The sequence below is a fragment of the Agrobacterium sp. ST15.16.055 genome, from assembly GCF_027956555.1.
Taxonomy (GTDB): Bacteria; Pseudomonadota; Alphaproteobacteria; order Rhizobiales; family Rhizobiaceae; genus Agrobacterium; species Agrobacterium salinitolerans.
The window spans coordinates 86610-110225 of record NZ_JAQKGN010000015.1; the positions used below are offsets into that span (position 1 = coordinate 86610).

Annotated in this window: 17 protein-coding genes; 9 read left to right on the forward strand and 8 right to left on the reverse strand. The window is 56.1% G+C overall.

The window, feature by feature from the left end; all coding sequences use genetic code 11:
- Nucleotides 1–265: 265 nt before the first annotated feature.
- Nucleotides 266–4549, forward strand: a complete 4284-nt coding sequence (locus PL599_RS18975) for a CheR family methyltransferase (RefSeq protein WP_442866955.1) — start codon at nt 266–268, stop codon at nt 4547–4549.
- Between the two features lie 32 nt (nt 4550–4581).
- Here PL599_RS18975 and PL599_RS18980 read toward each other — a convergent pair whose 3' ends face one another.
- The 3 genes from PL599_RS18980 to PL599_RS18990 form a co-directional block, all read right to left on the reverse strand.
- The gene (locus PL599_RS18980) at nt 4582–5541 is read right to left on the reverse strand and encodes a glycosyltransferase family A protein (RefSeq protein ID WP_142914180.1); all 960 of its coding nucleotides are present in this window, start codon (nt 5539–5541) and stop codon (nt 4582–4584) included.
- The gene (locus PL599_RS18985; RefSeq protein ID WP_269825023.1) at nt 5538–7049 is read right to left on the reverse strand and encodes an oligosaccharide flippase family protein; all 1512 of its coding nucleotides are present in this window, start codon (nt 7047–7049) and stop codon (nt 5538–5540) included. The genes PL599_RS18980 and PL599_RS18985 overlap by 4 nt, the downstream gene beginning before the upstream one ends.
- A gap of 223 nt (nt 7050–7272) precedes the next feature.
- Nucleotides 7273–8505, reverse strand: coding sequence for a polysaccharide pyruvyl transferase family protein (locus tag PL599_RS18990; RefSeq protein ID WP_269825024.1), 1233 nt, complete (start codon nt 8503–8505; stop codon nt 7273–7275).
- 270 nt (nt 8506–8775) lie between these two features.
- On the opposite strand from PL599_RS18990, the gene PL599_RS18995 reads away from it, so the two are divergent.
- The 6 genes from PL599_RS18995 (at nt 8776) to PL599_RS19020 (ending at nt 15514) form a co-directional block, all read left to right on the forward strand.
- On the forward strand, nt 8776–9975 hold the full coding sequence (locus PL599_RS18995) for a glycosyltransferase family 4 protein (RefSeq protein WP_269825025.1): 1200 nt from the start codon (nt 8776–8778) through the stop codon (nt 9973–9975).
- A 64-nt stretch (nt 9976–10039) separates the two neighbouring features.
- Entirely contained in the window at nt 10040–11299 is a 1260-nt protein-coding gene (locus PL599_RS19000; protein ID WP_269825026.1) for an apiosidase-like domain-containing protein, read from the forward strand.
- A gap of 477 nt (nt 11300–11776) precedes the next feature.
- A complete protein-coding gene (locus tag PL599_RS19005; RefSeq protein ID WP_269825027.1) occupies nt 11777–12922 on the forward strand; it encodes an MraY family glycosyltransferase in 1146 nt (381 codons plus the stop codon).
- Nucleotides 12923–13064: 142 nt separating this feature from the next.
- Nucleotides 13065–13628 carry a YdcF family protein gene (locus PL599_RS19010; protein WP_271359620.1) on the forward strand — a complete coding sequence of 188 codons (564 nt, stop codon included), beginning with the start codon at nt 13065–13067 and terminating at the stop codon, nt 13626–13628.
- Nucleotides 13625–14902 (forward strand): hypothetical protein, encoded by a 1278-nt coding sequence (locus PL599_RS19015; RefSeq protein WP_271359621.1) that lies wholly within the window; start codon nt 13625–13627, stop codon nt 14900–14902. Before PL599_RS19010 ends, PL599_RS19015 begins: the two co-directional genes overlap by 4 nt.
- Nucleotides 14903–14905: 3 nt before the next feature.
- Nucleotides 14906–15514, forward strand: a complete 609-nt coding sequence (locus PL599_RS19020; RefSeq protein ID WP_271359623.1) for a putative colanic acid biosynthesis acetyltransferase — start codon at nt 14906–14908, stop codon at nt 15512–15514.
- On the opposite strand, the gene PL599_RS19025 is transcribed toward PL599_RS19020, so the two are convergent.
- From PL599_RS19025 to PL599_RS19035, 3 genes are read right to left on the reverse strand one after another with little or no spacing between them, the layout of a single operon-like run.
- Entirely contained in the window at nt 15478–16653 is a 1176-nt protein-coding gene (locus tag PL599_RS19025; protein ID WP_271359625.1) for a glycosyltransferase, read from the reverse strand. The genes PL599_RS19020 and PL599_RS19025 overlap by 37 nt on opposite strands.
- Nucleotides 16650–17933, reverse strand: a complete 1284-nt coding sequence (locus PL599_RS19030; protein WP_271359627.1) for a glycosyltransferase family 4 protein — start codon at nt 17931–17933, stop codon at nt 16650–16652. Before PL599_RS19030 ends, PL599_RS19025 begins: the two co-directional genes overlap by 4 nt.
- Complete coding sequence (locus tag PL599_RS19035) at nt 17930–19183, reverse strand: glycosyltransferase family 4 protein (protein ID WP_271359640.1); 1254 nt, start codon at nt 19181–19183, stop codon at nt 17930–17932. Before PL599_RS19035 ends, PL599_RS19030 begins: the two co-directional genes overlap by 4 nt.
- Nucleotides 19184–19753: 570 nt before the next feature.
- Here PL599_RS19035 and PL599_RS19040 point away from each other — a divergent pair.
- On the forward strand, nt 19754–20005 hold the full coding sequence (locus tag PL599_RS19040; RefSeq protein WP_271359629.1) for a ribbon-helix-helix domain-containing protein: 252 nt from the start codon (nt 19754–19756) through the stop codon (nt 20003–20005).
- A 2-nt stretch (nt 20006–20007) separates the two neighbouring features.
- Nucleotides 20008–20370 carry a type II toxin-antitoxin system RelE/ParE family toxin gene (locus PL599_RS19045; protein ID WP_271359631.1) on the forward strand — a complete coding sequence of 121 codons (363 nt, stop codon included), beginning with the start codon at nt 20008–20010 and terminating at the stop codon, nt 20368–20370.
- 229 nt (nt 20371–20599) lie between these two features.
- On the opposite strand, the gene PL599_RS19050 is transcribed toward PL599_RS19045, so the two are convergent.
- Both PL599_RS19050 and PL599_RS19055 read right to left on the reverse strand, forming a co-directional pair.
- Nucleotides 20600–21097, reverse strand: coding sequence for a hypothetical protein (locus tag PL599_RS19050; RefSeq protein ID WP_271359633.1), 498 nt, complete (start codon nt 21095–21097; stop codon nt 20600–20602).
- A complete protein-coding gene (locus PL599_RS19055) occupies nt 21097–22467 on the reverse strand; it encodes a DUF3696 domain-containing protein (protein WP_271359635.1) in 1371 nt (456 codons plus the stop codon). The genes PL599_RS19050 and PL599_RS19055 overlap by 1 nt, the downstream gene beginning before the upstream one ends.
- Between the last annotated feature and the right edge of the window lie 1149 nt (nt 22468–23616).

Sequence of the window (23616 nt, forward strand, 5' to 3'; positions counted from 1 at the left end):
TCGGACGCGCTGCACCCCACACGTGACAGGGCTTGGTGACGACGTATCCCTGACGAATGATCTCAAGGCCTTGATGGCTGCTTTCAAGACTTCGTTGACCCACCACGCCCAACGCTTCGTAAGGGTCGATTTTTGTTTGGAATATGCGTCAATTTTAACGAGAGTGAATATGGCGGAACGCGATGCAGATAGTAACAAGGTTCCTTCTACTGTCGAGGTAGACGCCGGTTCGATGTCCGGATCACAGGAAGCAAGTCCTGTTAGGATGTTCCCGATTGTCGGCGTCGGAGCTTCGTCGGGTGGACTGAATGCGTTCAGAGCCCTGCTCAAAGCGTTGCCTGAAAAAACCGGCTGTGCGTTTCTTCTCGTTCAGCATCTTGACCGGTCGCATGAAAGCATACTCGCAGAACTTCTGTCGAGCGAAACGACTATGGTCGTAACCGAGGCGGTCAATCTTGCTTTGATAGAGCCGGAGCACGTCTATGTCATCCCACCTAGATTCCTGATGTCGGTTGACGGAGGACGGATATATCTGTCGCCCCGGCGGGAACTGCATGAGGCACCTTTGCCGTTTGATTTTCTCCTGGGTTCCATGGCCAGGGAATATGGACCATGGTCGATAGCGGTCGTCCTGTCCGGCACGGGATATGACGGCTCATCCGGTGTCCAGCAAGTCAAGGACTTAAAGGGACTTGTTCTGGTCCAGGAGCCCAAAGAGGCACAGTTTGATGGCATGCCCGAAAGCGTTATTTCGCTGGGCATCGGCGCTACCGTTTTGCCCGTCGCGGAGATGCCGGCGGCCATCGCCAAGCATATTGCGCTGTTGTCGCGGCTTCAAACCGACCACTCGATGGAGCGCCCAATGCCCCAACTGGGGCAGATCATCGAGATATTGAGAGTTTCCACAGCCAACGATTTTTCGGCCTATAAACACGGAACGCTCCAGCGTCGGGTCGAAAAACGCATGGCGGTTCTCGGTATCGAGATCGAAGACATAGACCTATATCTTGATATGCTTGGAAACAGCGGAGAAGAGCGCCAAAATCTCGTCAGAGATCTTCTGATCAACGTCACCAGCTTTTTCCGCGACAGCAAGGTGTTCGACTTTCTACGCGACTCCATTATTCCGGATATTCTCCGCGCAAAGGCCGCGCACGGAACAGTGCGAGTATGGGTCGCTGGCTGCAGCACAGGGGAAGAGGCATATTCGCTGGCTATTCTCTTCCTCGAGCTCATTCAGTCCATGGGACTTCGTCTCCAGTTACAGATGTTTGCTTCGGACGCCGATGGCGCGGCGGTCGCGATTGCCAGAGATGGACATTATTCACATGAGGCGGTCAAATCGCTGGCGCCGGACTTCCTGGAAAAATATTTCGTGAGGGACGACAACGGATACACCGTGACGTCGCAGCTGCGTGGCGTGGTGGTATTCACCGTACAGAATGTCCTGAGCGATCCGCCGTTCTCTAGGATCGATCTCATTTCCTGCCGCAACCTGTTGATTTACCTCGAGGCAGACGCCCAAGCAAAGGTTTTGTCGCTTTTCAGGTTCGCCTTGCGTGAAAACGGTATTTTACTAATCGGAAAATCCGAAACCGTCGGCGGAATGGATGACCGTTTCAAGCTGATTTCGGAATCCGAAAGGGTATACCGGCGCATCGGACTTCCAGTGTTCGGTGATCTTCAGTTCGGCGCTGTCCAAGGCGGGAATGTCAGGGTTCCCTCTTCGCTAGGAAAGGTGACTTCAGCATCGAGGCGCAGCGCATATGCCGACGCGGTTGCCCAGCTTCTGCTGGGTAGCTACGTGCCCGCCGCAGTCCTCGTTAATCGAAAGTATGAATATCTTTATTCCATCGGCCCCACAGCAAGGTTCCTGCGGATCGCTTCAGGCCCGGCATCACATGATCTGTTCGCCATAACACCGAAGGCGCTCCACAATAAGATCAGGTCTGCGATCCACCGTGCGACCCGGGATCAGAAGCCGTTCGTAGCCAAGAATGTAAAACTCGACAGCAACGGCGCGCATAGCGAGTTCAGCATTCATGTGGAGCCGCTGTTCAGTCAGGGTGAAGAGCTGTTCCTTATATGTTTCGTGGAAGATCCTGCGCAAGCCAACAGGGTTGTCCGATCGCAGAAATTATCGACGACAGATGCGTCGCCCATTACCGAGCTTGAATTCGAATTGGAGGAGACCCGGGCGGAATTGCAGGGCGCCATACGCAATCTGGAAATTGCCGGCGAAGAACAGAAGCAGATCACCGCCGAAGCACTGTCTCTGAATGAAGAGTATCAGTCGACGAATGAGGAACTCGTTACTTCGAAAGAGGAGCTGCAATCCCTCAATGAAGAGCTGACAGCTCTCAACAATCAATTGCACGAAGCACTAGAGCGTCAGCGTGCAGTTTCCAACGATCTGCAAAATGTCTTGTATAGTACCGATGTCCCGACGCTCTTTCTGGATACCAGTCTTCGTATACGGTTTTTCACACCAGCCACCCGGTCGGTATTCAAGATTATATCGTCCGATGTCGGCCGCCCCCTCTCGGACCTCAGCGGCTTTGGCGGCGACAGTACGCTTCAAGCCGATGCTATGGCGACCCTCCACGACGGCAATACAGTCGACAGGGAGATAGGAGGAACTGACGGCCGCTGGTATGTCCGCCGCGTCAAACCCTATCGCGGCGAGAACGAGACCGTCGACGGGGTCGTCATCACCTTCATCGATATGAGCGCCCAGAAACAGGTTGCCGAAAGCAGGGAAGCTGCAAAGAAATCCGCTGAGCGAGCGACCGAGGCCAAGTCGCAGTTCCTGTCTGCGGCAAGCCACGATCTTCGTCAGCCGCTGCAAACCTTGAAGCTGTTGCATGGGCTTTTGGAAAGGAGCGTGGGGGAAGGGCAGACGAGCACTTTCGTCCAGAGAATGGGAGAGACGCTGTCCTCGATGCTAGGCATACTCAACTCTGTTCTTGACATCAACCAGATCGAAGCGGGGATAGTGGAACCGCAGATCGTCAGCTTTGCGATCGGCGATCTTCTGGGGCGGCTGTTCAAGGAATTTTATTATCCCGCTCGGGCGGCGGGGCTGCAACTTCGTGTCGTACCGTCCAGCCTTGCCGTTCACACCGATCCCCGTCTGTTCGAGCAGATCGTTCGCAACCTTCTGTCCAATGCACTGAAATACACGCCGAGCGGCAAAATTCTGGTTGGCTGTCGCCGGGTCGGTGCAAAAGTTCGGTTCGAAGTTTGGGACACCGGTATAGGCATTCCCGAAAGCCATATCGCGGACGTCTTCCAGGAATATCTTCAACTCGACGTACCCGCTGGCGCGGAAGACCGTGGTCTGGGACTCGGACTGTCAATCGTCAAGCGGCTCAGCGACCTTTTGGGACTGAAAATTGCGGTGCGGTCGCGATTGCATGAAGGTTCCGCATTCATGATCGAGATCGATAGAGCACCGGCTGGGGAGCCGCTTGTGCTGCTGCGTGCGCCCGTCGATAACCATTCGCGTCAAGCGGTTGCCCTGTCTTCCGCGTCGATTTTGATCATTGAAGATGAAAACGGAATGCGCGATCTGCTCAAGATGGGGCTTGAGCAGACTGGATACGTGGTCGCTGCAACCTCAACGGCTGCCGAAGCAATCGCGATTGTTCGAGGGCTGAAGTTCATGCCCGACGTTGTTCTCGCAGACTACAATCTTCCCACAAGCGGGAATGGCATAGTTGCGATTGAAGATATCCGGCAAGCACTCCGCCGAAATGTTCCGGCACTCATTCTAACAGGCGATATTTCAAGCAAGGCGCTGAGGGATTTTGCGCAGCACGAAATTCCTTATCTGCATAAGCCGGCGAAACTCGGGGACGTCGTGCAGGTGGTCGAGACACTGGTTGTTCGCCAAACCGGCGAGACGGTGGAGCACACAGTCGACCCCGAAGACACGGAGCCGATGACGGGCCGGCGCATCGAAGTCATCGATGACCAGCAGGACATCAGGGACAATTTGCGCGCTGTTTTCGAAGGTGAGGGCTGGACGGTTGCAACCTATGTTTCGGCAGAAGCGTATCTTGCAGACTACAAGCCCGACAGATCAGGTTGTCTGCTTGTCGATGCGTATCTGCCCGGCATGGTAGGCATGGAGTTGCTGCGTTTGCTGAAAGAAAGACATCATCGGTTTCCGGTGATTGTCATCACGGGTCGCAGCGATGTGCGTATGGCCATCAATGCGATGCGTTATGGAGCGGCCGATTTCATCGAGAAGCCTTTTTCTTATCAGGAAATATATCGGAGCGTGCAGTCGGCCCTCGAGCGATCGCGTGATGCGAACGAGCGCGAAGAGCGGCGTGAAACGGCTCGTGCCACGCTGGCAACGCTTACTCGCAAGCAACGGCAGATCCTTGACCGGATTGTTCAGGGGCAGGCCAATAAGGTCATTGCAGCCGATTTGAAGCTCAGTCAGCGCACTGTCGAAAATCATCGCGCATCGATCATGCGCCGAACGAAATCAGCTTCGTTGCCGGCGCTGTTGCGGCTTGTCCTGAATGCCGAGGAATAGGCCTTCATCATCGAAAACTGGCCGGTCGATCGCTATCGACGGGTGATTGCTGCGCGAATGCGATGCAAGGCATCAGGCCGGCGCACAAGATAACTTACCGGTGGCAGAAACGCCGAGGCGGGTCGCAGGCGGAATGCCTGTGCGAGAAGGGGACCCGCGCCGGGCCGACGCTGGACCAGATTGGAAAGCGCGCACCAATAGGCGCGGTCGCTCAGGCTCGCGCGGCCGCGCCTTAGCAGGGTCTGGGCATTGGCGAGCAAAGCTCCTTCGTTGCGGAAGAAGCTTTCGAGTGCTGCTTCGATTTCGGCATTCCAGGCAAGCACATTATCAAGCATAGCCGATTGGTTCGCACCGTGGATACGCGTGAAATTCTGCACGGCATCGAGTTCGACGATGTCGCCCAGCACCGCGAGCCGCATCCACATCTCGACGTCGTCGGTATGGCGCAGTGCTGGCCGGTAATGGCCGGCATGTTGCTGAATGTGCGTCCTGGTGACGGCGAGTGGGCCTGGTACCGGGCTGCGTCCCGTCGCGCAGACGTTGGCGATGAAGTCCATGCCGCGATGAAGCTGCATGCCATCGACGTCGCTGCTAGGCAACGATGCTATTTCGGCGTCGTCGCGGAAGAAGGCGGTTCGGCCGAAGGCCATGTGCGCACCGGGATTATTGTCGAGCGCCTCCATTGCGCGCGCAAGGGCGCCGGGCGACAGGACATCGTCGGCGCAGATGATGGCGAAATAGTCTGCCCGAGCCCAATCAATGCCTTCGTTGAAAGACGCGTGACCGCCGAGGTTCCTTGCGCGCAGGCTCGTTTCGATACGGGGATTTTTTGCCGCGAGTGACCGGGAGATCGCAACGCTGTCGTCTGTGGAGGCGTTGTCGATGATGAGGATACGCATGTTGGGGATGTTCTGGCCAAGGACGCTCTCTACGCATCCTTTCAGAAAGCGACCGTAATTGTAGTTGGGAATGACGATATCGATGCTGCTCATGGTTCCACCGCTGCGGGAACGACGGTGTCGGGAATGGAAGCCGATGCAGGAGGTTTTCCGACCCTGCGCAGACGCCCGGCAAAAGCATCGAGCGTCGAACGTATTTCGCTGACGAGTGGGTGACGCAGAAGCAACAGACAGGCGCCCCAGCCCGCCACCGAAAGGAGGATGGCGCCGCCTGCCTGGGCGAGGGAGTAATCGAAGCGGAATCCCATCCAGACGGATATGGCGAGCGGCCCCGCAATCGCTGCAAGGGTCACCGCAGCACTTGTCCCGATGGCTGCGAACAGTTCGGGTAGTTTAAAGTGCGCATGGCGTCTTACCAGATAGAAGGCGACAAGCATCTGGAAGGGCAGTGTGATGAACTGGCTGAGTGCTACTGCGGTGAGGCCGAAGAAGCTGGCGGAGCAGAGCACAATTGCCGAGACGCTGCGGCAGACGAAATTGCCCAGAAAAGCCTCCCGGTTGGCGTTGAGGGCGATCAGCAGCGGTGCGGTCAGCACCATTGGAAACCAGAAGATCGACGCAAGCGCGAGGATCCGGGTGATCGGTACGGCGGCAAGCCACTGGTCTCCGAGTGCAAGGCGTACAATGGGATCGGCGAGAATGGCGACCATGATCAGCGACGGCCAATACAGCACGGTGATGTAACTGAGGGCGCGCAGGTAGGACTTTCGGACGTCTCCACCCTGGCGCACTTCGGCGGCAAGCGCCGGGAAGGCGAAGGAAAAGATTGCCGAGAGAAAAATGCGATCGGGAATGGAGCAGACGGTATTGGCGCGATTGTAGATCGCGACCGCGGTCGGTGTCATGGCAAAGCCGAGCACCAGTTGCGGCAGGGACTCGTATAATTTGTCGACGATGGTGGCAGCGCCCCTGTAACGGCCGAATTCGGCCATACGGCGCCACGACTTGAGCGAGAGGCGCGCTGACCGCTGGGCCGGATCGGCATAGGCGGCAAGGGCGCTGGCTACGCTGTTGCCGACAAGCAGGCCGAGGGCGAAACTGACGAAGCCCCATCCATTGCTGGCGGCGAAGATCGTCACAACGGACATAACGACGAGTCCGATGGTTCGGACGCGTGCGATGGTGCCGAAGGCCAGCCGGCGACGCAGCATGGAAAACGCCGGCATCCCCAGGCTTTCGGCCATGACGGCGGCAATTGCGAGAATAAGATAATGCTGGAGACCGGGGTGGTGGTAGAAAATCGCCAGATAGGGTCCGCATAGATAGAGAACGATCCCGAGAATGCCGCTGACGAGGAGCAAGAGTGTAAGCGACGTGTTGATGTCATCGCGTTCAACGACATCGAGTTGAATGAGGAAATCGGACGAAACGAATTCGCGAAAGGCGAAGATCACCGACGTCACCCCGTAGCCGATGACGGCGAAGCCCACTTCCGCCGGCGAGAGCAGCCGCGATACGATCGCGATCAGAGCGAAATTGATCGCAATTCCGAGGTGCTGTTCCAGCATGGCCATGAAAAAGGCGCGGCGGACTTTGTGCATCGAAGGGCTCCGACAGCGTCGCCGATAATCGACGGTAGCGTCAAATCTAGAGTGGCGACTTTTATCTTGGAAATCTGACCGTTCGGATGGCAGCCGGATCCGTAGGTGTAGGACGTTTGGAGAATGTCCGTAAAAGGGCGTGCGACAACGTGCGGTCTAACCCCTTTTAGTGTTAAAGAGCCTCGCTATTACGTCGAAAGCATTAGGTTGCATGACTGCGTGTCTAAAGGGTAACGCTTTGCGGCGTTGCGACGGCATCAGTTGAGAGAAATTCCCGGCCAAGTAGCGCCTCCTGCTCGGAAAGCTGGCGCTTGAAGCGGTCATTGGCGTGGGCGATCCGCTGCCTCACCGCCCCGCCTCCGGCGACTATCTCCTTCACCAGCTCGATAACTTCCTCGACTTCGAACGTATCGATGTGCCGGGAAAATTTTTCCTGGTCGAAATCGTTCATCAGATCGCTGAACTTGCGAGCATAACCTATTGATATTGTCGGGTTTCCAAGTTTCAGCGAGCAGACCAATCCATGATATCTCGACACCACGGCAAGGTCGATCGCTGCCATCTGCTGCATGATATCGCGCAGCGTTGCGGCCGAGCTGATGTCGATATGGGCCAGCTCGTCCTCGGAGAGCATGTCGTTCAGCAGAAACATCAGATCCGCGCAGGCGACCCTGTCGGTAACATCCCCCATCAAAAGGATAATGTTATGGCCTTCACCGATCAACCAGCTCACGAGCTGTGCGAGCTTATGGATGTAGGTCTTGTAAATTCTGGCGGCCTCGGGATCGTTGTGACGCCAGCCGCGATAGTCCATGACGCCGACGCCTATTCTCATTGGGCCGCTGGCGGGGCTCTGCCGGTGGGGCACAGGAACAGGAAGATCAAAGGCTATATCGGGGTAGCGGTGGTCTCGCGACACGTCGACACCGATCATTTTCATGTAGTTGAGCGAGAAATCGTCCCGATAGGATCGATAGGAGGCCATCTGTGCGGCCGAGCGCAGGAACCAGCGGCTGAGACGGCTTTTCATCGGACCGGCGCCAATGCTGACGAAGGCGATCCGTGTGTTGCGAAGGCGTGCAACGAGACACCAGCAAAACACGACAAAGGGCCAACCGAACCACTTTTCCTGAAAATCATCCAGGATCCCGGTCCCCGGTATGATCATCAGGTCAGCCTTGTCGAAACTGAAGAGGGAGCTGACCAATAACCTCAGCCGTGAGGGCACCTTGCCGAGCAGCCTGTCCAGTTGCCTCATCCACGCGTTTTTCAGGGGAGGACCGCCAACGCCCATAGCGCGAATATTGAACTTCGTACTGACGACTGTCGGACTTGCACAGAGACACAACAGATCGGCATCGGGCCTCATCCTGCGCAGGTAAATGAGCATGGCTTCAAGCGATCCGTCATTGCCCGAATTACCAGAGCCAAATTGTCCAAGGAGAGTGATCCTCATTTATTTTCCAATCGCAGCCCGGCGCCGACACGCTCGATATGGCATTGATATCTGCTGGAGCAGTACCGCCCCACCTCGACCTTCGGGTTGCGTCTTACGTCAAACGAATAGTCTGACTGACGCAAACCGCTCAAAGGAAGATACGGCTAAGCCTAAGATGCAACTGACTGTCATCCCGTGGCTTTTTAGTATGTCGCGTTAGCAGCCACTCGAACTATCCGTCGTCGATCCGTTGCGGCAGGATTGTGGGTGCAAGAGCGAGAGTGTCCCATGAAGCTTGCCTATTTTGTTCTCCCCCATATCGGCGGCACCTATTCCGTCTTCAAACATCTTCGCAAAGGCCTCGCCGCCTATGGCACAGACGTGCGATGGCTCGGCGTGTGCAAGGAAACATACGGGCTGCCTCTCGACCTCCAGGGTGAAAAGGATTTCGGGCAACTGCTGCGCATGCCCGTCAATCTCAGCGAACGCGAATGTGCAGAGCGAATGGCGGCAGCCATCGAAGACGGCGGGTTCGACGGTGTCATCGTCAACGTTCTTGGCGATCAGTTGCAGACGAATATCGCGCGCTATCTGCCAGAAGGTATCCTGCGTATTCTCGTCGTCCATAATATCTCGCCTGGAACATATGCAGCGGCGCGCTCGGTGCGGGACTACGCCCATGTCACCATCGGCGTATCGGAGCGGTGCCGTGCCGATCTGGTTGCGCGCAACGGCTTTTCCAAAGATCGCACCTACGCCATACCGAATGCGGTGGATAGCGACGCGTTCCGCAGCCAGGCGGTTCGGCGGTTCAACCGGAGGCCGGAACTCAAGGCTCTCTTCGTCGGCCGCATTGAAGATGCCTCGAAAGGCGTTATGTGGCTGCGGGAAATACTGGATGCCTCGCCCGAGGCTGTGCGCTTGACGATCGTCGGAGATGGGCCGGATATGGGCAAGCTCAGGCGAAGGCTAGACGGCCATGGCGATCGCGTCAGTTACGCGGGATCCGTTCAGCTTTCAGACATACCGGTCATCATGGCCAGCCACGATGTTCTCATCATGCCGTCCCGCTTCGAGGGGCTTGGCATGACCATGATCGAGGCAATGGCCGGCGGATGCGTCCCGGTCGTCTCTCACATCCGGGGTGTGACGGATACGATTGTCGAGCCGGGCCGAAACGGCTTCCTGTTCCCGATTGGCAATTATACGGCAGCGGCGAATGCGATCGCGCGCTTGCATGCCGATCGCGATCTTCTCGAGCGCATGTCGATTGCGGGAAAGGAGATGGTCCTGAACCGCTTCAGCATCGAACGGATGGCCGCACGCTATAACGAAGTCATTACCCTGACACTGAACGACCGTCCTGGCCTGTCTACGGTGCTCAAGATGGAAGACTGGTCTATTCCCGCCGGTTTGAGGCCGGGTCTTAGAACCTATCTGCCGTTGCCCTTGAAAAACTGGCTTCGCGTCGTTCGTGAACGGCTCTGAAGCAATGATCGGCGATCAGCGGCGACTTGGACATCTGTGCAGTGTTTTCTTTCTCTGGTTATGCATGTTTTCGACCGGCAACGCACAGGATACCGTTTTTCCGCTTCAGACGTCGCAGGACGGGCGTTATCTTGAAGACAGCAAGGGTCTGCCGTTCCTGATTGTCGGGGACAGTGCTTGGTCGCTTATTGGCGATACCTCTATTCCCGATGCGGAATTTTATCTGGAAACGCGAAAGCGGCAGGGCTTCAACACCGTGCTTGTATCGTTGATCGAGCATCAGTTCTCCCGCAAGGCGCCAGCGAACTTCTACGACGAGAAACCTTTCGCAGGCGATGCCTTCGAGCAACCGAACGAGGCCTATTTCGACAGGGCAGAAGCCGTCATAAAGGCAGCCGCAAGTCGCAACCTGCTGGTGCTTCTCTGTCCGGCCTATAGCGGCGCACGCGGTGGCCCCGAAGGATGGTATCAGGAAATGGTCGCGGCCGGGCCTGAAAAGCTGCGGGCTTATGGACGTTACGTCGGGCAGCGTTTTGCGAAATACACCAATATCATCTGGGTGCAGGGCGGGGATTACGATCCGCCCGATCGCAATCTGGTCATGGCTGTTGCAATGGGGATCGCTGAAACTGATCCTTCGGCATTGCAGACCGTGCATGGCAATCCCGATACCGTGACGAGCGATTTTTGGCGGGACGCTTCCTGGCTCGATATCGATTCAATTTATACTTACAGCAATGTCGCGACGGCGGTGCTCAATCGGTACCGCTCTGGACCGAGACGCCCTTTTTTCCTCATTGAAAGCGCCTATGAAGGCGAGAACGATGTGCAGGAGCGTCAGGTTCGTCTTATTGCCTATAGTGCACTGCTTTCAGGAGCGAGCGGCCAGCTCTTCGGCAACAATCCGGTCTGGCATTTTTCCGCCGCCGGGCTTTATGACGCGAAGGACAGCTGGCAAGGTTCGCTGAAAAGCCGTGGTGCTCAAAGCATTACCCATCTGGCCGCGCTTTTCAGACAACTGACATGGTGGAAGCTGGTGCCCGATCAGGGAAGTCTGCTGAAAAGCGATGCGGGCGCATTTGCGGCGCGCGACAGGGATGGGTCTTTCGCGGTGATCTATCTCGACGCTCCTTCCGTTGCGATCGATCTCGACAGTTTGGCGGCAGGCGAGAAAACCCTTCGCTGGTATGATCCCTCGAATGGAATCTACATCGAACCGAGCGAGCGTCTTGGCCGCAGCGGTCTTCGCAACGTGACGGTGCCGGCATCGGCGAATGCTTTCGGTTTTCAGGACTGGATCGCCGTTCTCTCCGCACAGGAATGATCACTCGCAAGATGCCGCTCGTTGCCGGGTCGTCCATTTGTGGCCGCTTGTCGACAAGGTCTCAAACCTAGAGCGGCTGATTGTTAAATGGAAACGGTTGTGTTGGCTCAAACGGAGTCGGCCGGACGATCAGGCGGCCCGTTTCAGCCAACCCGAAGGGCCGGGCATCTTTCCGCCAGGATCAAAGGCGATCGGCTCGAAAGTCCCTGGGGGTATGCCCTTCGCCAATCGCCTTTGCCCTGACGAAAACCTGCTCCGGCAGAACCGTTTCCATTTAACAATGAACCGCTCTAGCTCTTTCGATGGTCGATCCGGTTTGTGGGTAGGGAGGGTAGACGTTAATTTCGACACCCTCTCCCTTTGGTGGATTTCACACGCCTTTTGCCCGCATACCCCTCAGGGCCGGTGTTTTTTAGGATCGTCAGAAGGCAAATATCGTTGCAGATGCGCCGCCAAGCTTCAGCGTGGGGATCAGACATGTCGGGGATACTCTTCAACACCATCGCTACTTTCATCCTGTGCGTATCCTTCATCGTCGTTCTCAGGCACCTGACCATTGCGTATCAGCTTGTGGATCGCCCCGATTCCATCCGCAAACGTCACACTGGGGCGGTTCCGCTTTGCGGTGGCATTGCAATCTTTACCGCTTTCGCTGTTTCCGCCCTTGTTGGTGGGTGGAGCGAGGCTCTCGGCATGAACTTCTGGCTCGGACTGGCGGTCATCCTGTTGATGGGCGTCGTCGATGATCGCCGGCCGCTACCCGCAGCAGGACGCCTTGTCATGCAACTGGCAATGGCGATCGCTCTCGTAGGCGGCGCCGATATCGGCTCTCTCTCCATCGGCGTGCTGTTCACGCAGCATTCGGATCTGTTCCTGCCGCTGTTTTTCGTCATCGGAGTTCTCTTCGTGACCGGGCTGGTGAATTCGTGGAACATGCTTGATGGTGTCGACGGGCTTGCAGGTGGCACAGCGGGTGTCGCGTTGATCTGGCTGATGATCGTGGCGATCTTCGCAGGTGTCGGCGACATCATCGCGCCGCTTCAGGCACTCTGCGTATGCCTCTGCGCTTTTCTGGTCTTCAACATGCGCGGTCCATGGCGTGCAAGGGCGAGCATATTCCTCGGCGATGCTGGCAGTACCGCACTGGGGGCGACGATTGCCTATGTGATCGTCCTGCTGGCGACCACAAGCGCTGCCGTATCCTTTCCGGCATTGCTCTGGATCGTGATCCTGCCGATCACCGATACGCTTAGCCTGATTGTCCGTCGTATCATGCACGGTCGCAGTCCGATGTCGGCCGATCGCTGGCATTTTCATCATCTGCTGCTGGACTATGGTTTCACGCCGGCGGCTGCAACGAACACGCTGGTCGTGATTTCCTTCATTTGCGGCGGCATCGGTTTTGCAGGGATAAAAGCCGGTATTCCGGCGGAAATAATGGCCGCCGGCCTTCTCGTGCCGATTGCCCTTCACACCGCGTTCGTCCTTACCGCGACGGGCTACCTCTCGAAAACCTTGCTTCACAGGGGTAATTTCGATCTCTACCGCGAGGTGGTGCGTCTACCGGTCGCCGCCAGCGCCGCGCCGGAGCCAAGAGCCATTCAATCGGCGAATGAAGAGTAGCCCCATCATGAAAGCGCCGTGGCCCGGACCGCGAATTCCCTCGACACCGGTTTCGAGAGGACGGCTTTCGCCTTCGCGCATTTCCCAGAACATCAGAAACGCTCCGCCATTGAAACGGAACGCGATTTTACTGGGCTTGATGATGCTGAGTGCAGTCGGGCTCTACGGACTTGCCCTCGTTTCAGCGGGGTCGCTTCTTGTCGTGGAGGACCCGCCTGCGCAAGCCGACGTCATCGTTGTTCTGGGCGGCGACGGTCCTCCTCGAGCTGCCCGGGCCGCAAAACTATGGCACGAGGGAAAGGCGCCGCGCGTCCTGGTGACTGGTTATGGGGATTGCGACTTCATCCGTGACACGCTGGTGCGGTTGGGGGTGGATTCCGCAGCCGTCTCAACGGAATGTCTTTCGCTCAGCACCTGGGAAAACGCGACATTCGCACAGCCTATACTGACTGGAATGGGGGCAAAAAGCGCCATTCTGGTCACGAGCTGGTTTCATTCACGGCGCGCAGTAAAACGCTTCCGGTTTGTGATGCCACAAATCCAGTGGATTTCACTTCCTGCGCAACGAACCGTGTCGCTGTGGCGACTTGCCATCAACGGCGACGGGGTGCAGGTGTTCAAGGAATACGCCAAAGCGCTTTTCTACGACCTCAGAAGCAGTTTCGTGCGGGATTTGCCTCCGGTTCAGGCGGGGCTCGCTTCATGAACACGCTTCTGGTTTTTTGCCTCTTCGGTGGGGTTATCCTGCTCATCTGTTGGGGAATGATGCGTCGGGAGCGAATTTACGAGTTCCCGTTTCTGACGGGCGTCATCACCTTCAGTTTCATCTTGCCGCAGGTTCCCGGACTGGCGTCGGAAAGATTCCTGCCGGAAGGCGCGTTTGCCAGAGCCGCGCTGTTCATGATGCTGTGCCTTTTCATGTGCTGGTGGGGATGGAGCAGAACGGCGAAACCCTTTGCATTCTTCCGTATCGATTTCGATGAAACACGTCTGCTGATCGTCGCAGCCGTTCTCTCGGTCGCCGGTGCCTACTTCTATTTCAAGCTCAGCCGGCTGCCGGGAGAGTTGACCATTGCGGTGCAGATGACCGGAGTTCCGGTCATGTATATCTTCTTTTCGCGGCTTTTGAGCTACGGTCTGGCGATTGCGGTGCTCTGTCTTGCACGGCGGTTTTCCTGGCTGGCGCTCATCGTCCTTGCGTTCGACCTCGTCTTTTACCTGGATCGCATCGTGATAACGGGAAAGCGTGCCGAAGCGGTGGAACTCATCATGATGTTCGCGCTGGCATGGTGGTTTTACAAGGGATGGACGATCCCGCGTATCTTCGTGATCATTGCGCTTTTCCTCGGCACATTGTCGATGAACAGCATGGGTGACTACCGCGCCATCACTAAGGCCAACGACGCGCCGGTCTGGGATGACATCAAGAAGATAGATTTCGTCGGCAATCTTGAGAAAGTGTTCCGGGATGGCGGCGACGAGATGCGCAACGCGATCATGCGGATCGACAACACGGCAAACACGCTGCAATTCGATTACGGCAAGTTCCACTGGAACAGGCTGGTGTTCAACTTCGTGCCCGCGCAACTCGTGGGCGTAGAGGTCAAGCAATCCTTCATGCTGCCGGTGCCGGTTCAATCGCGCGACTACAATCCTGTCCTCGGCACGACGGAGACCGGAATGGCGGATGCGTTCGGATCCTTCTGGTATCTGGGAGCGTTCAAGTTTTTCCTGCTCGCCTATCTGGTGCGGCGGATCTGGGTGACCGCAAACACGGGCGAGTTCGCTGCGCAATTCACCTATCTGTTATCTATCATACCGTCCATGCATGCCATCTCGCATCAGACCGACTGGGTTCTCATGGTCTGGGTGCATATGCTGATGTTTGCAGCGCCGGCGCTGGCATTTGCCGTGATACCCGCCCGCGTGCGGCAGCGGCGATACGAGATACCATCCTTGACGTCTCAAGCTGGAGGATAGGCCATGCGCTCACGATACGACGATCCTGCCTTCCAGCATGCAAAGACGCCCCTGCCGCGTTTCGGAGGTCCGACCTTTGCACTGAATTTGCGGTTGAAACGGCTGGCCTGGATGATCGTATGGCGGCTTCTTGCCTCCTGGACGCCCCCGCCGATGCGCCGCTGGCGCAATTTTCTCCTGCGCAGTTTTGGCGCGCGCCTGCACGCCACGGCAATGGTGTATTCCAGCGCGATTGTGTGGTGGCCGGGGCACCTCGTCATGGAGCGTCATTCATCTCTCGGGCCTGGGGTGATCTGCTACAACGTCGACATGATCACAATCGGCCAATATGCCTCGGTCTCGCAACGTGCGCATCTGTGCACCGGGTCGCATGACGTTCAGGACAGCGCGTTTCCCCTGGTGACGCGGCCGGTGGTGATCGAGGAGGATGCCTGGGTGGCTGCGGAAGCCTTCGTCGGGCCCGGTGTCGTCGTCGGCAGGGGGGCTGTACTCGGCGCGCGCGCCGTCACCGCGAAGTCACTGGAGCCGTGGACGATTTATGTCGGCAATCCGGCAAGGGCGGTTGGCTCCCGCCGTCAGGAAGCGGCGGCCTCCAACGCGCTCAGCCGATAACCTTCGAGCGTGGCATGGGCAATGGCCGGCCAGGTGAATCTCTCCAGTACAAGCCGGCGGCCATTTTCGCCCATCGTTCTCGCCCTGGCCGGGTTGCCGAGCACGCTTGCCAACGCCTTCGCAATCTCGGCCGCGTCAACCGAGACGATAAGTCCTGCATCGGCAGAACCGACTTCGGGAAAGTGACACTGGTCGGTGATCACCACAGGTGTGCCGCAGGCGAGCGCTTCTGTTATCGCCATGCTGAATCCCTCCTGTCGGCTTGGCAGGCAGAAGCAGTCGGCATCGACCATGGCTTCGAGCTTTGTTTCGCCGTAAATGGCCCCGACCATAAAGACGCGGTGCCGGATGTTCAGTTTTTTGACGAGGTGCATAAAGTGGCCCTCTGCGCCACCGGGTGGACCTGCGACGACGAGATCAACGTCGACATAGGTGTCAGAGATAGCCGCAAAGGCCGAGGCAAGAATGTCGATACCCTTTTTGATGTGCAGGCGTGACAGGAACAGGATGTAACGCCTGCCGTGCGCCAGGGCGATTTTCTGCCTGAAATGTCCCCGAGTGGGCAGGGGATCGAATTCCTCGGCAAAAACACCGTTCGGTATGATGAGATTTCGAGCCTGGAAATTCAGCGGCTCGACAGCTGCCATTTCATCGACGTTCAACAGGTGCAGGAACGCAGCCTCGTTCAGCATCTTGCGATAGCACAGCATCAGCGCGATCTTCTTTTTCCATGATCGCTGGCCGAGACTCCAGTGGTCCAGCATGCCTGCCGGGCAGATGCAGTAGGGTACACCGGCAGCGCGGGCGAGCTTGGACGCATAGAGCAGAAAGGGCTCCCACACGCCGTGAATATGCATGAAGGAGGCATCCTTCAGCAAGGCTTTCAGCATGCGCCGGCCCCTGAAGCAGAACAGTGTTTCCAGCCTCCCGGCCGGCTCCAAGAGATGCCAATGGATGTTTTCGAAATGCGGAATGCTACGACCGATTTCCTTGACCTGCGCCTCAATCGCGGCGTCGCCGTAGCTGACGATATTCACATCGAGGCCGAGGCCGGCCTGTGCAGCGGCAAGGCGCATGGCAACGGCCTGCAAGCCGCCATGCTTGGGATCAATCGAAGCGATGACATGGATGATCTTCATATCTCGTTGTTCCCCAGGTATCGTGCTTCAACCGTCTGGCAAAGTCCCGCGGACCCCGACAGATGCGGCCCGGACAGGGCGGCAAGAAGCCGCTCGCCATAGGATTCCACGGTATGTTCGGCCGCGCGCAGGAGCGCATTGGCAGACATGGTCCGCCTGAGTTCGGGATTGTCGGCAAGCGCACGCACCGCGGTCGCGATAGCTTCCGGATCGCAGACGGGAACGATGAAACCTTCGATGCCATCGCGAACGACGCTGCCGGTGTTCTCGGTCGTTATAACCGGCAGGCCCGCTGCCAGGGCTTCATAGACGGCGGTCGCGGAGCCTTCGCAGAGCGACGGCAGCAGGAAGACATCCGCCCATCTAAATTCCTCGACGATCTGCGAGCGCGGAACGATCCCTCTCAGCTCGACCCATTGTGAAATCTGCTGCTTGACGTCATCGGGTATGCGAACGCGGCCAGCCATCCGGAAGCGGGCGGCGCCCTCCATCAATCTGGCAGCTTCCACGACATAGGGCGAACCCTTGCGCAGCCCGACTTCGCCCACCGTCAGAACCCTGATTGGTCCCGGCATGCGTGCTGGCCGGTCGATGGCAGCCGCGGCATTGACACCGTAGGGTACGACGACACACCGCTCTTTCGGCCCGCCGCATGCAACGACGTGCTTGCGGACAAATTCCGACGGGCAGACGATGACATCCGCCAGACGCCACTCGGCTTTTTCCCGTTCGGCGAACAGACGCGCATGTGGGTTTTCCTGCACAGGACCTGCCCATGCGGGAAACCGCTTCATTTCCTGATCCAGAAGCGCTTCAACGACATCGCGCGGCGCAATCATCTGCTCGACTGCGGTCCACAGCCCCTGCTGCTTTGCGGCCCGCATCTGTTCGAGTGCGTCGCCGCTGAAGGCGTAGAGCCCGGCTGCGCCATGGAAGCCGCGCCGGGCCACCATTTCGGAGAAAATCGACCCGGCCCAGATCGCGTGAGAGGTTTCCTCGACAATGTCTTTGGTGCGCATGTGGCGCAGGACGGAACGGAGGCCGAAGCTGGAAAACACCGTCGTCAGCGCCGTCGGCACGCCTTTGGGAAGCCGGCCGGCCAGCCGTTTGACAGGTGCGGGATAAAGGGTTGCCGGAAACGAATTGACGATCCGGGGCCAGCCTTTCGTGGCGCAAATGTCGGTGTAAAAATGCGCAAGGCGGCCGGCGGATGCGAATATCCTCGGCACGGCATAATGCATGCGGGCGCCGAGTTGGCTGACGACGACTTTGTCTTTCATGACGGGATACCTTGAGCGATAGGGGGCCTGGAAGGCTCGACAGTCTGCAGCCCGGCGATCAGCACTGCCCAGGCATCTGCCGCCTTTTCTCGGGAATAGTCGGCACAAAGCAGCCGCCGTGCCGCATCCCCCATTGCTGTCGTGGTATCCGGATCGTCGCAGAGCTTTTCGATGATGCCGGAGAGCTTATCGATCTCTCCGATTTCGAGGCTGCTGCCGCATCCCTTGGCTCTGAGAACACGCGGCACCTCTCCATCAGGGTCGCCGACGAAGATCGTCGGCCTCCCGGCCGCCAGGATGCCATAGAATTTGCTTGGAATGATGCAGTGTTCCAGTTCCGGCAGCAGCGAGACCAGATGCACATCCGCAACGCTCAAGCTTTCAGCAAGGTTCTCCACGGGCTGCAGCGGCTTGAAGATGACGTTCTGAAGGCCGAGATCCTGGACTACAGTCTTCACAGCCGCGTGCTGGTGTCCACCGCCAATGAGAAGGAACCGGATATCCTGCCGGTGTTCGAGACGTTTCGCCGCTGCCAGGATAGTGCCGAACTCATGCGCCCGCCCGAAGTTTCCTGAATAGCCCACGACAAACACATCCTGCAGGCCCCACGCTTTTCGCAGGCTGTTGTCGGCGCGCGCGACAGGATAGATTTCCTCGCCATCCGACCAGTGATGCAGGACGCTGACTCGATCCTTTGCAAGGCCTTGCGTGAAGAGGAATTCTGCCATCTTTTCGGTAGGGCAGACGACCATGCCGGGGGATCGCAGAGACCAGTTGCGCGCCTGCGTCAGCCATGGCGCAAGCCACCGTGCACGTTTCCTGAAAAATCCAAGCTCGATTGCGGTCTCAGGAAAAAGATCCATGATCCAGTTCACCATGAGGGCGCCCTTGAGGCGGATCGCGATGCTGCTCATGACGGAGAGGAGCGGCGGATCGGTGCAGACAACGACCGTGTCCGTCGCCCGAACGTTGCGCAGAAGCCAGGCGAATGCCAGCACCTGAAAAAGAAAATAATCAATGCTCCGGCGCATGAGGCTGTGCCGGCCGAAGCGACCGCTTGCGAGCCGTCGGATCTGTACACCCCGAACCGTTTCGGCCGCGGGCAAGACGCTGCCGGGATGATTGTGTATTTCGCGACTTGCAACAACAGTCACAGTCACTCCGCGCTGCGCCATTGAAACGGCGAGCGACGATATCATCCGGCTTGTTGCCGACTGGTCGGGGAAACCGTATCTGTTCAGGAAGATCATCCTCACGCTTTTTTCTCCCGCCCAATGTCCGGTCTTGATGGAGCATTCTTGGCGACGTGAAGACAAGCGGCAAGCTGGTCGTAAGGACTAGTGGACTCATGATACGGAGTGGCCAGTACTCCGAAGTTAGCGTTGTACTATCCATTTGGTAGCTGAAACCCAGATGACGCCCTTATGGGTTATAAGATCCAGAAAAATACCGCAGCCAGCGAATGGTAGGGCGGTTGGCGTAGGTCGCATGCTGGTCACTATACAACTCAGGGACAAGATCGAGGACGAAGTGCCTTGTGACTAGACGCTGTGGGGCGGCGAAAAACAACGGCTCCCCTTTGCGCTCCTTATGCTGAATGCGCCCGATGCTACCCCTTTCGGTCCGATTACTCCATGAAGCCGTCTCTCTTGGAAATATCTCACACCAGAAGGGCCGGCTCGGAGACGGAAATAGAGAGACAACCGTGGCGCTCATGGACTTATCGCAGGCTACGTGGGCACGAGTTGCTGGAACATTATGATGAATATTGACAATATATGCTACACTTCCCATAGTTGAGGATATGAGAGGAAAAGGCCATGCCGTCAGGTAGCATTCACGTCAAAGTCAGCGGCGCGTTGCAAGACCACATCCAGCAGCAGATTGGTGATGACGGTCTTTATGAGAATGCGAGCGAATATATTCGAGCGCTTATCCGGCACGACCTGCAAACCCGCGACGAGGCATGGGACGCCCTGCAAAAGGAACTGGCTCCCGCCATGCGCGCGGATGATAGCGAGTTTATAGCCGTCTCTGCTGATGATGTAATCGGCCGAAATAAGCGTCGCTAGTTATGGCAGCTTATCGCTTTTATGCGCCTGCCGATGCCGCACAGGATAAAATCTGGCGCGACACCGTTGATGCTTGGGGTGAAGATCAGGCTGAGACCTATATACGTGGCTTGCATGCGCATTTGCAGCGCCTTTGCGACAACCATCTGCTTTGGCGGCGTCTGCCCCAAAGACTTGCTGTCCCCGGTGACCTCAAGAGAGAGGCTTATTTCAGCCGGTATCAGTATCATTACCTGTTTTTCCGAAAGCTTGATAGCGGCGACCTGGGTGTGATGAGTATTCTGCACGAGCGGATGGATATGGCCGTACGCTTGAGAGAAGATCTCACGGCGCTCGATGCTAGAGGCATTATCCAATCCGGCTAGAACGTGTAGTGTGGGTGAACGGCGTCAGGGTGGGGAGCGGCCTCTTCGGCGACCTTGTTCACCGTTGTTAGGCTTGGACGAAGGCCGGAAACAGTGCCGGTCACAGGAAGAGGCACGGCGAAAATATTACAAAATAAAAAATAGATAGCGCTTGTTCTGGGCTGCTGGTTACCAGTCCGGTTTGCTAATTTTCGCTGTGAATATCGTAGCAAAACGCGGCAGCACCTCGCTAACTGTCATTGTCATGGAGCCAACTTGATTTGTCGCAACCGCATAGAAAATTGACAGCAATTCCATTTGCATTCAGTGCAACAAGGCTATCAGCCCAATCACTGTCGATTGCGTTTGTTACAGCGACACCGGTGTTTCGAGACATTGCCGCAAATTTTCGGTCGGAAGGATCGAAATTCGCTAGGTCGGTTGCGGTAGGGAAATCTGCAAATTCTCCGGCTGGCGTTTTCGCCAGATCGACAATACGAACTCTTTTAGGGTTCCATTGATTTTGGTAGAGGTGAATAAGAAACTGCGCTCCCAACTGATAGGGGCGACTTTGTTGAAGAGCGCCTGCGTATTCGCTTCGAATTTCATCACCGCTGTCCATGAGAACGATGTGGTTATTTTTTACATCGGTCAGAAAAAAAGTGCACGCGTCTTGGCATGTTTGTTGAACATCATCGTTTTGGTGATTTGCCACCATCGCGACATTCGTATCGATGATGACTTCCATTACTTGCTGTCCTGCCTTCTTCGTTCGATCCTCTTCAGTTCTGCAGCGGCGACTTCGTTAAACGCATCTCCCATGAATTTATCGGGCCAATTTCGGATGTTGCCGTAAAGGTCAACTTCGAGAGGCATGAGTAACGAAGTTCCCTTTGGGGCATCGCAGAAGTAAAGTTTTACGTCATCTGGCTTAATGGCCTCCTCTGCGATGCGGCGCTGAAGGCGCAACAACAAATGTTCGGAATGGCTTTCTAAGATAACCTGCACATTGCGATGAGTTGCAGCTTGAATTATGAGGTCGGCCAAGCCTGATTGTGCCAAGGGATGTAAATGGATTTCGGGTTGCTCCAAAATTACAGTTGAACCTTCAGGCACATATTGGAGTAAGGTGATGACCGGCAGTACCTGGGAGATGCCAAAGCCGACATCTGTGAGAAGCACTTCACTCGCGCCGGCACTGGTCTTAACCCTAGCTTGCCATCTGTTTGATCCTTCCACGATTTCAGCAACTCTGAAACTCTCAATTAGTCCCATTTCGCGAAGCCAATACGCGATCATTTCCTGAAATGGTCGCTGTCGGGATTTGTATTTGAGGTTTCGTGTTTCGCCAGATTCCGTGGCGGCTAGGATTGCTTCAATCGCCCTCTCGCCTTTTTGGCCGACATCAGAGGGTCGCGAACGTGCCCATAGATAATCTCGTTTTGGCGGGTCGCGAAGTGGGCCGAGGTAGAACAGATGATCTAACTCGATCTCGTATTCGGCTTCTAGGTCAGCCAGAAAGCCCGCGTTCTGAAAATAGGTGCGAGCCTGATCTGGGAAGCCGTAGGATTTAACCGGCCCGGGTAACTGCCAAACTCTGCCGGGGGTGCGGAGGAATCTGAAATCAGTCTTGGCTTCGGACGTTCCCTTAGCTTTCAGTTCGAACTGACTGCCACCCGGCACTTTTGGAGCCAATTCAAAAGTTAAATGGTCCAAAGTGTACGAAAGTTTTGTGGCAGTGGGTGCCTTGTTTTGAACGTCCAACGTCGAAGAGATCGAGAGAACATTTCCTTCCGCAATTACGGCGCTCTTTTTACTGCTTGGATCGCTCAATGAAAGGGAATGCTCCAGCTTAAAGGACAAGCTGAAATCTATCGACAGCGTTTCATCATGTTGGTGGATGGCGTCCTTTATCGTGCCAAGTTGCACAAGGTCGCCGTTCAGTTCCAAAGATGCTGCTCTGTCAGTCGCATCTTTTGTCTGCTTCATTAACAGCAAGAACTGAATGAGGCTGGATTTTCCAGATGAGTTAGTCCCAAAAATACCGGTGATACGACTGCAAACCAAATCAGCTTTCGCCCAAGATTTGAAATTCGTGAAGTAGATTGAAGCGAGCATTGGACGACCCTGTAAATTTCATTTTATTCATAAGCCTGTAAGAGGCTCGCGTCGATCTAGCTTTAGAAACATTAACTTAAAAAAATGGACGACGTCCACGGACGTCACCCCTGCGGACGGCCGTTATTCATTTTTCCTGCAAGTTTGATGCGCTATTGCCGAGAGGGAGATGCAAAATCTCTCAGGCGCTGTTTGTATAGCATTTTTATTTCCCCGTGTATCCCCGGCCTTGTGACCTGACTTATACTGCTCTCGTTCCGCGATAAACCGATATTCGGTTCTTGCGGAACCGGCACCCGTTGTGAGAGAGACGTCACTCTCATATTTCGGTGTGTGGTAGGAAAAGGTCTCTGACGCTGACCGGACGAGAGATGGATGGGGTTTGTGGTGGACCTTTCTATTTTTCTGAAGGTGGTTGGCTGAGGATTGGCTTTGCAGGCATAAACCGCTGAAGCGGGGCACTGATAAGTGTCTTTATTTTCCACAGGTGGCAATTTTCAGTGCCCCGTTGCAATGCCCATTGAGCTGAAAGGCTGATGGAAAAAGAGATGAAGCTCACAACACGGTCGCAACTGCGTCGCGTGATAGGAAAGGTGTGTTCAAATGGGTCTCTATGAAATGTACGTCCTTGCTACTCGTGCAGATACTGCCCTGATGAGGAGAAGGCTGGCACGATCTCTTTATGCCAGGGCAAGGCTTCGAAATCGGAAGCTCAAGAAGCAGTATTTACGCAACCAGAAGGAGAGTGTTGATTCGATGGTTGATATGAAGAGGGCAGGCCATTTGCGATCTGGGCGGCTTCCGTAAACATATATTTATATAACAACCTACGAAAAACATATAAAATATATGCGTTGATGGATTGTGTATTTTTGACTGAGGGCGGATGAGAATCCGCGGGCAAAACCGATTTTACTGACCTGCAATTTGCGGATTACGGGCCAACTACGCGCAAATATATGAGTTTTATGTTGAATTTTCTGATTTGAATGGAGAATTGTTATGCGCGGAAACTATATGAGCGGGATGGATTTGATTGGAATGGAATTCAGATTTGAGTGGCGATCGATCATAATAACAATATCATGATATTGTTATTATGATCGATCGCCACTCAAATCTGAATTCCATTCCAATCAAATCCATCCC

Coding starts and splice junctions, on each gene's coding strand:
- PL599_RS18975 (WP_442866955.1), top strand. CDS start 266: ATGTTCCCGATTGTCGGCGTCGGAGCTTCGTCGGGTGGACTGAATGCG.
- PL599_RS18995 (WP_269825025.1), top strand. CDS start 8,776: ATGAAGCTTGCCTATTTTGTTCTCCCCCATATCGGCGGCACCTATTCC.
- PL599_RS19025 (WP_271359625.1), bottom strand. CDS start 16,653: ATGAAGATCATCCATGTCATCGCTTCGATTGATCCCAAGCATGGCGGC.
- PL599_RS19030 (WP_271359627.1), bottom strand. CDS start 17,933: ATGAAAGACAAAGTCGTCGTCAGCCAACTCGGCGCCCGCATGCATTAT.
- PL599_RS18980 (WP_142914180.1), bottom strand. CDS start 5,541: ATGAGCAGCATCGATATCGTCATTCCCAACTACAATTACGGTCGCTTT.
- PL599_RS19005 (WP_269825027.1), top strand. CDS start 11,777: ATGTCGGGGATACTCTTCAACACCATCGCTACTTTCATCCTGTGCGTA.
- PL599_RS19000 (WP_269825026.1), top strand. CDS start 10,040: ATGTTTTCGACCGGCAACGCACAGGATACCGTTTTTCCGCTTCAGACG.
- PL599_RS19040 (WP_271359629.1), top strand. CDS start 19,754: ATGCCGTCAGGTAGCATTCACGTCAAAGTCAGCGGCGCGTTGCAAGAC.
- PL599_RS18990 (WP_269825024.1), bottom strand. CDS start 8,505: ATGAGGATCACTCTCCTTGGACAATTTGGCTCTGGTAATTCGGGCAAT.
- PL599_RS19055 (WP_271359635.1), bottom strand. CDS start 22,467: ATGCTCGCTTCAATCTACTTCACGAATTTCAAATCTTGGGCGAAAGCT.
- PL599_RS19010 (WP_271359620.1), top strand. CDS start 13,065: ATGCTGAGTGCAGTCGGGCTCTACGGACTTGCCCTCGTTTCAGCGGGG.
- PL599_RS19020 (WP_271359623.1), top strand. CDS start 14,906: ATGCGCTCACGATACGACGATCCTGCCTTCCAGCATGCAAAGACGCCC.
- PL599_RS19015 (WP_271359621.1), top strand. CDS start 13,625: ATGAACACGCTTCTGGTTTTTTGCCTCTTCGGTGGGGTTATCCTGCTC.
- PL599_RS19035 (WP_271359640.1), bottom strand. CDS start 19,183: ATGATCTTCCTGAACAGATACGGTTTCCCCGACCAGTCGGCAACAAGC.
- PL599_RS19050 (WP_271359633.1), bottom strand. CDS start 21,097: ATGGAAGTCATCATCGATACGAATGTCGCGATGGTGGCAAATCACCAA.
- PL599_RS19045 (WP_271359631.1), top strand. CDS start 20,008: ATGGCAGCTTATCGCTTTTATGCGCCTGCCGATGCCGCACAGGATAAA.
- PL599_RS18985 (WP_269825023.1), bottom strand. CDS start 7,049: ATGCACAAAGTCCGCCGCGCCTTTTTCATGGCCATGCTGGAACAGCAC.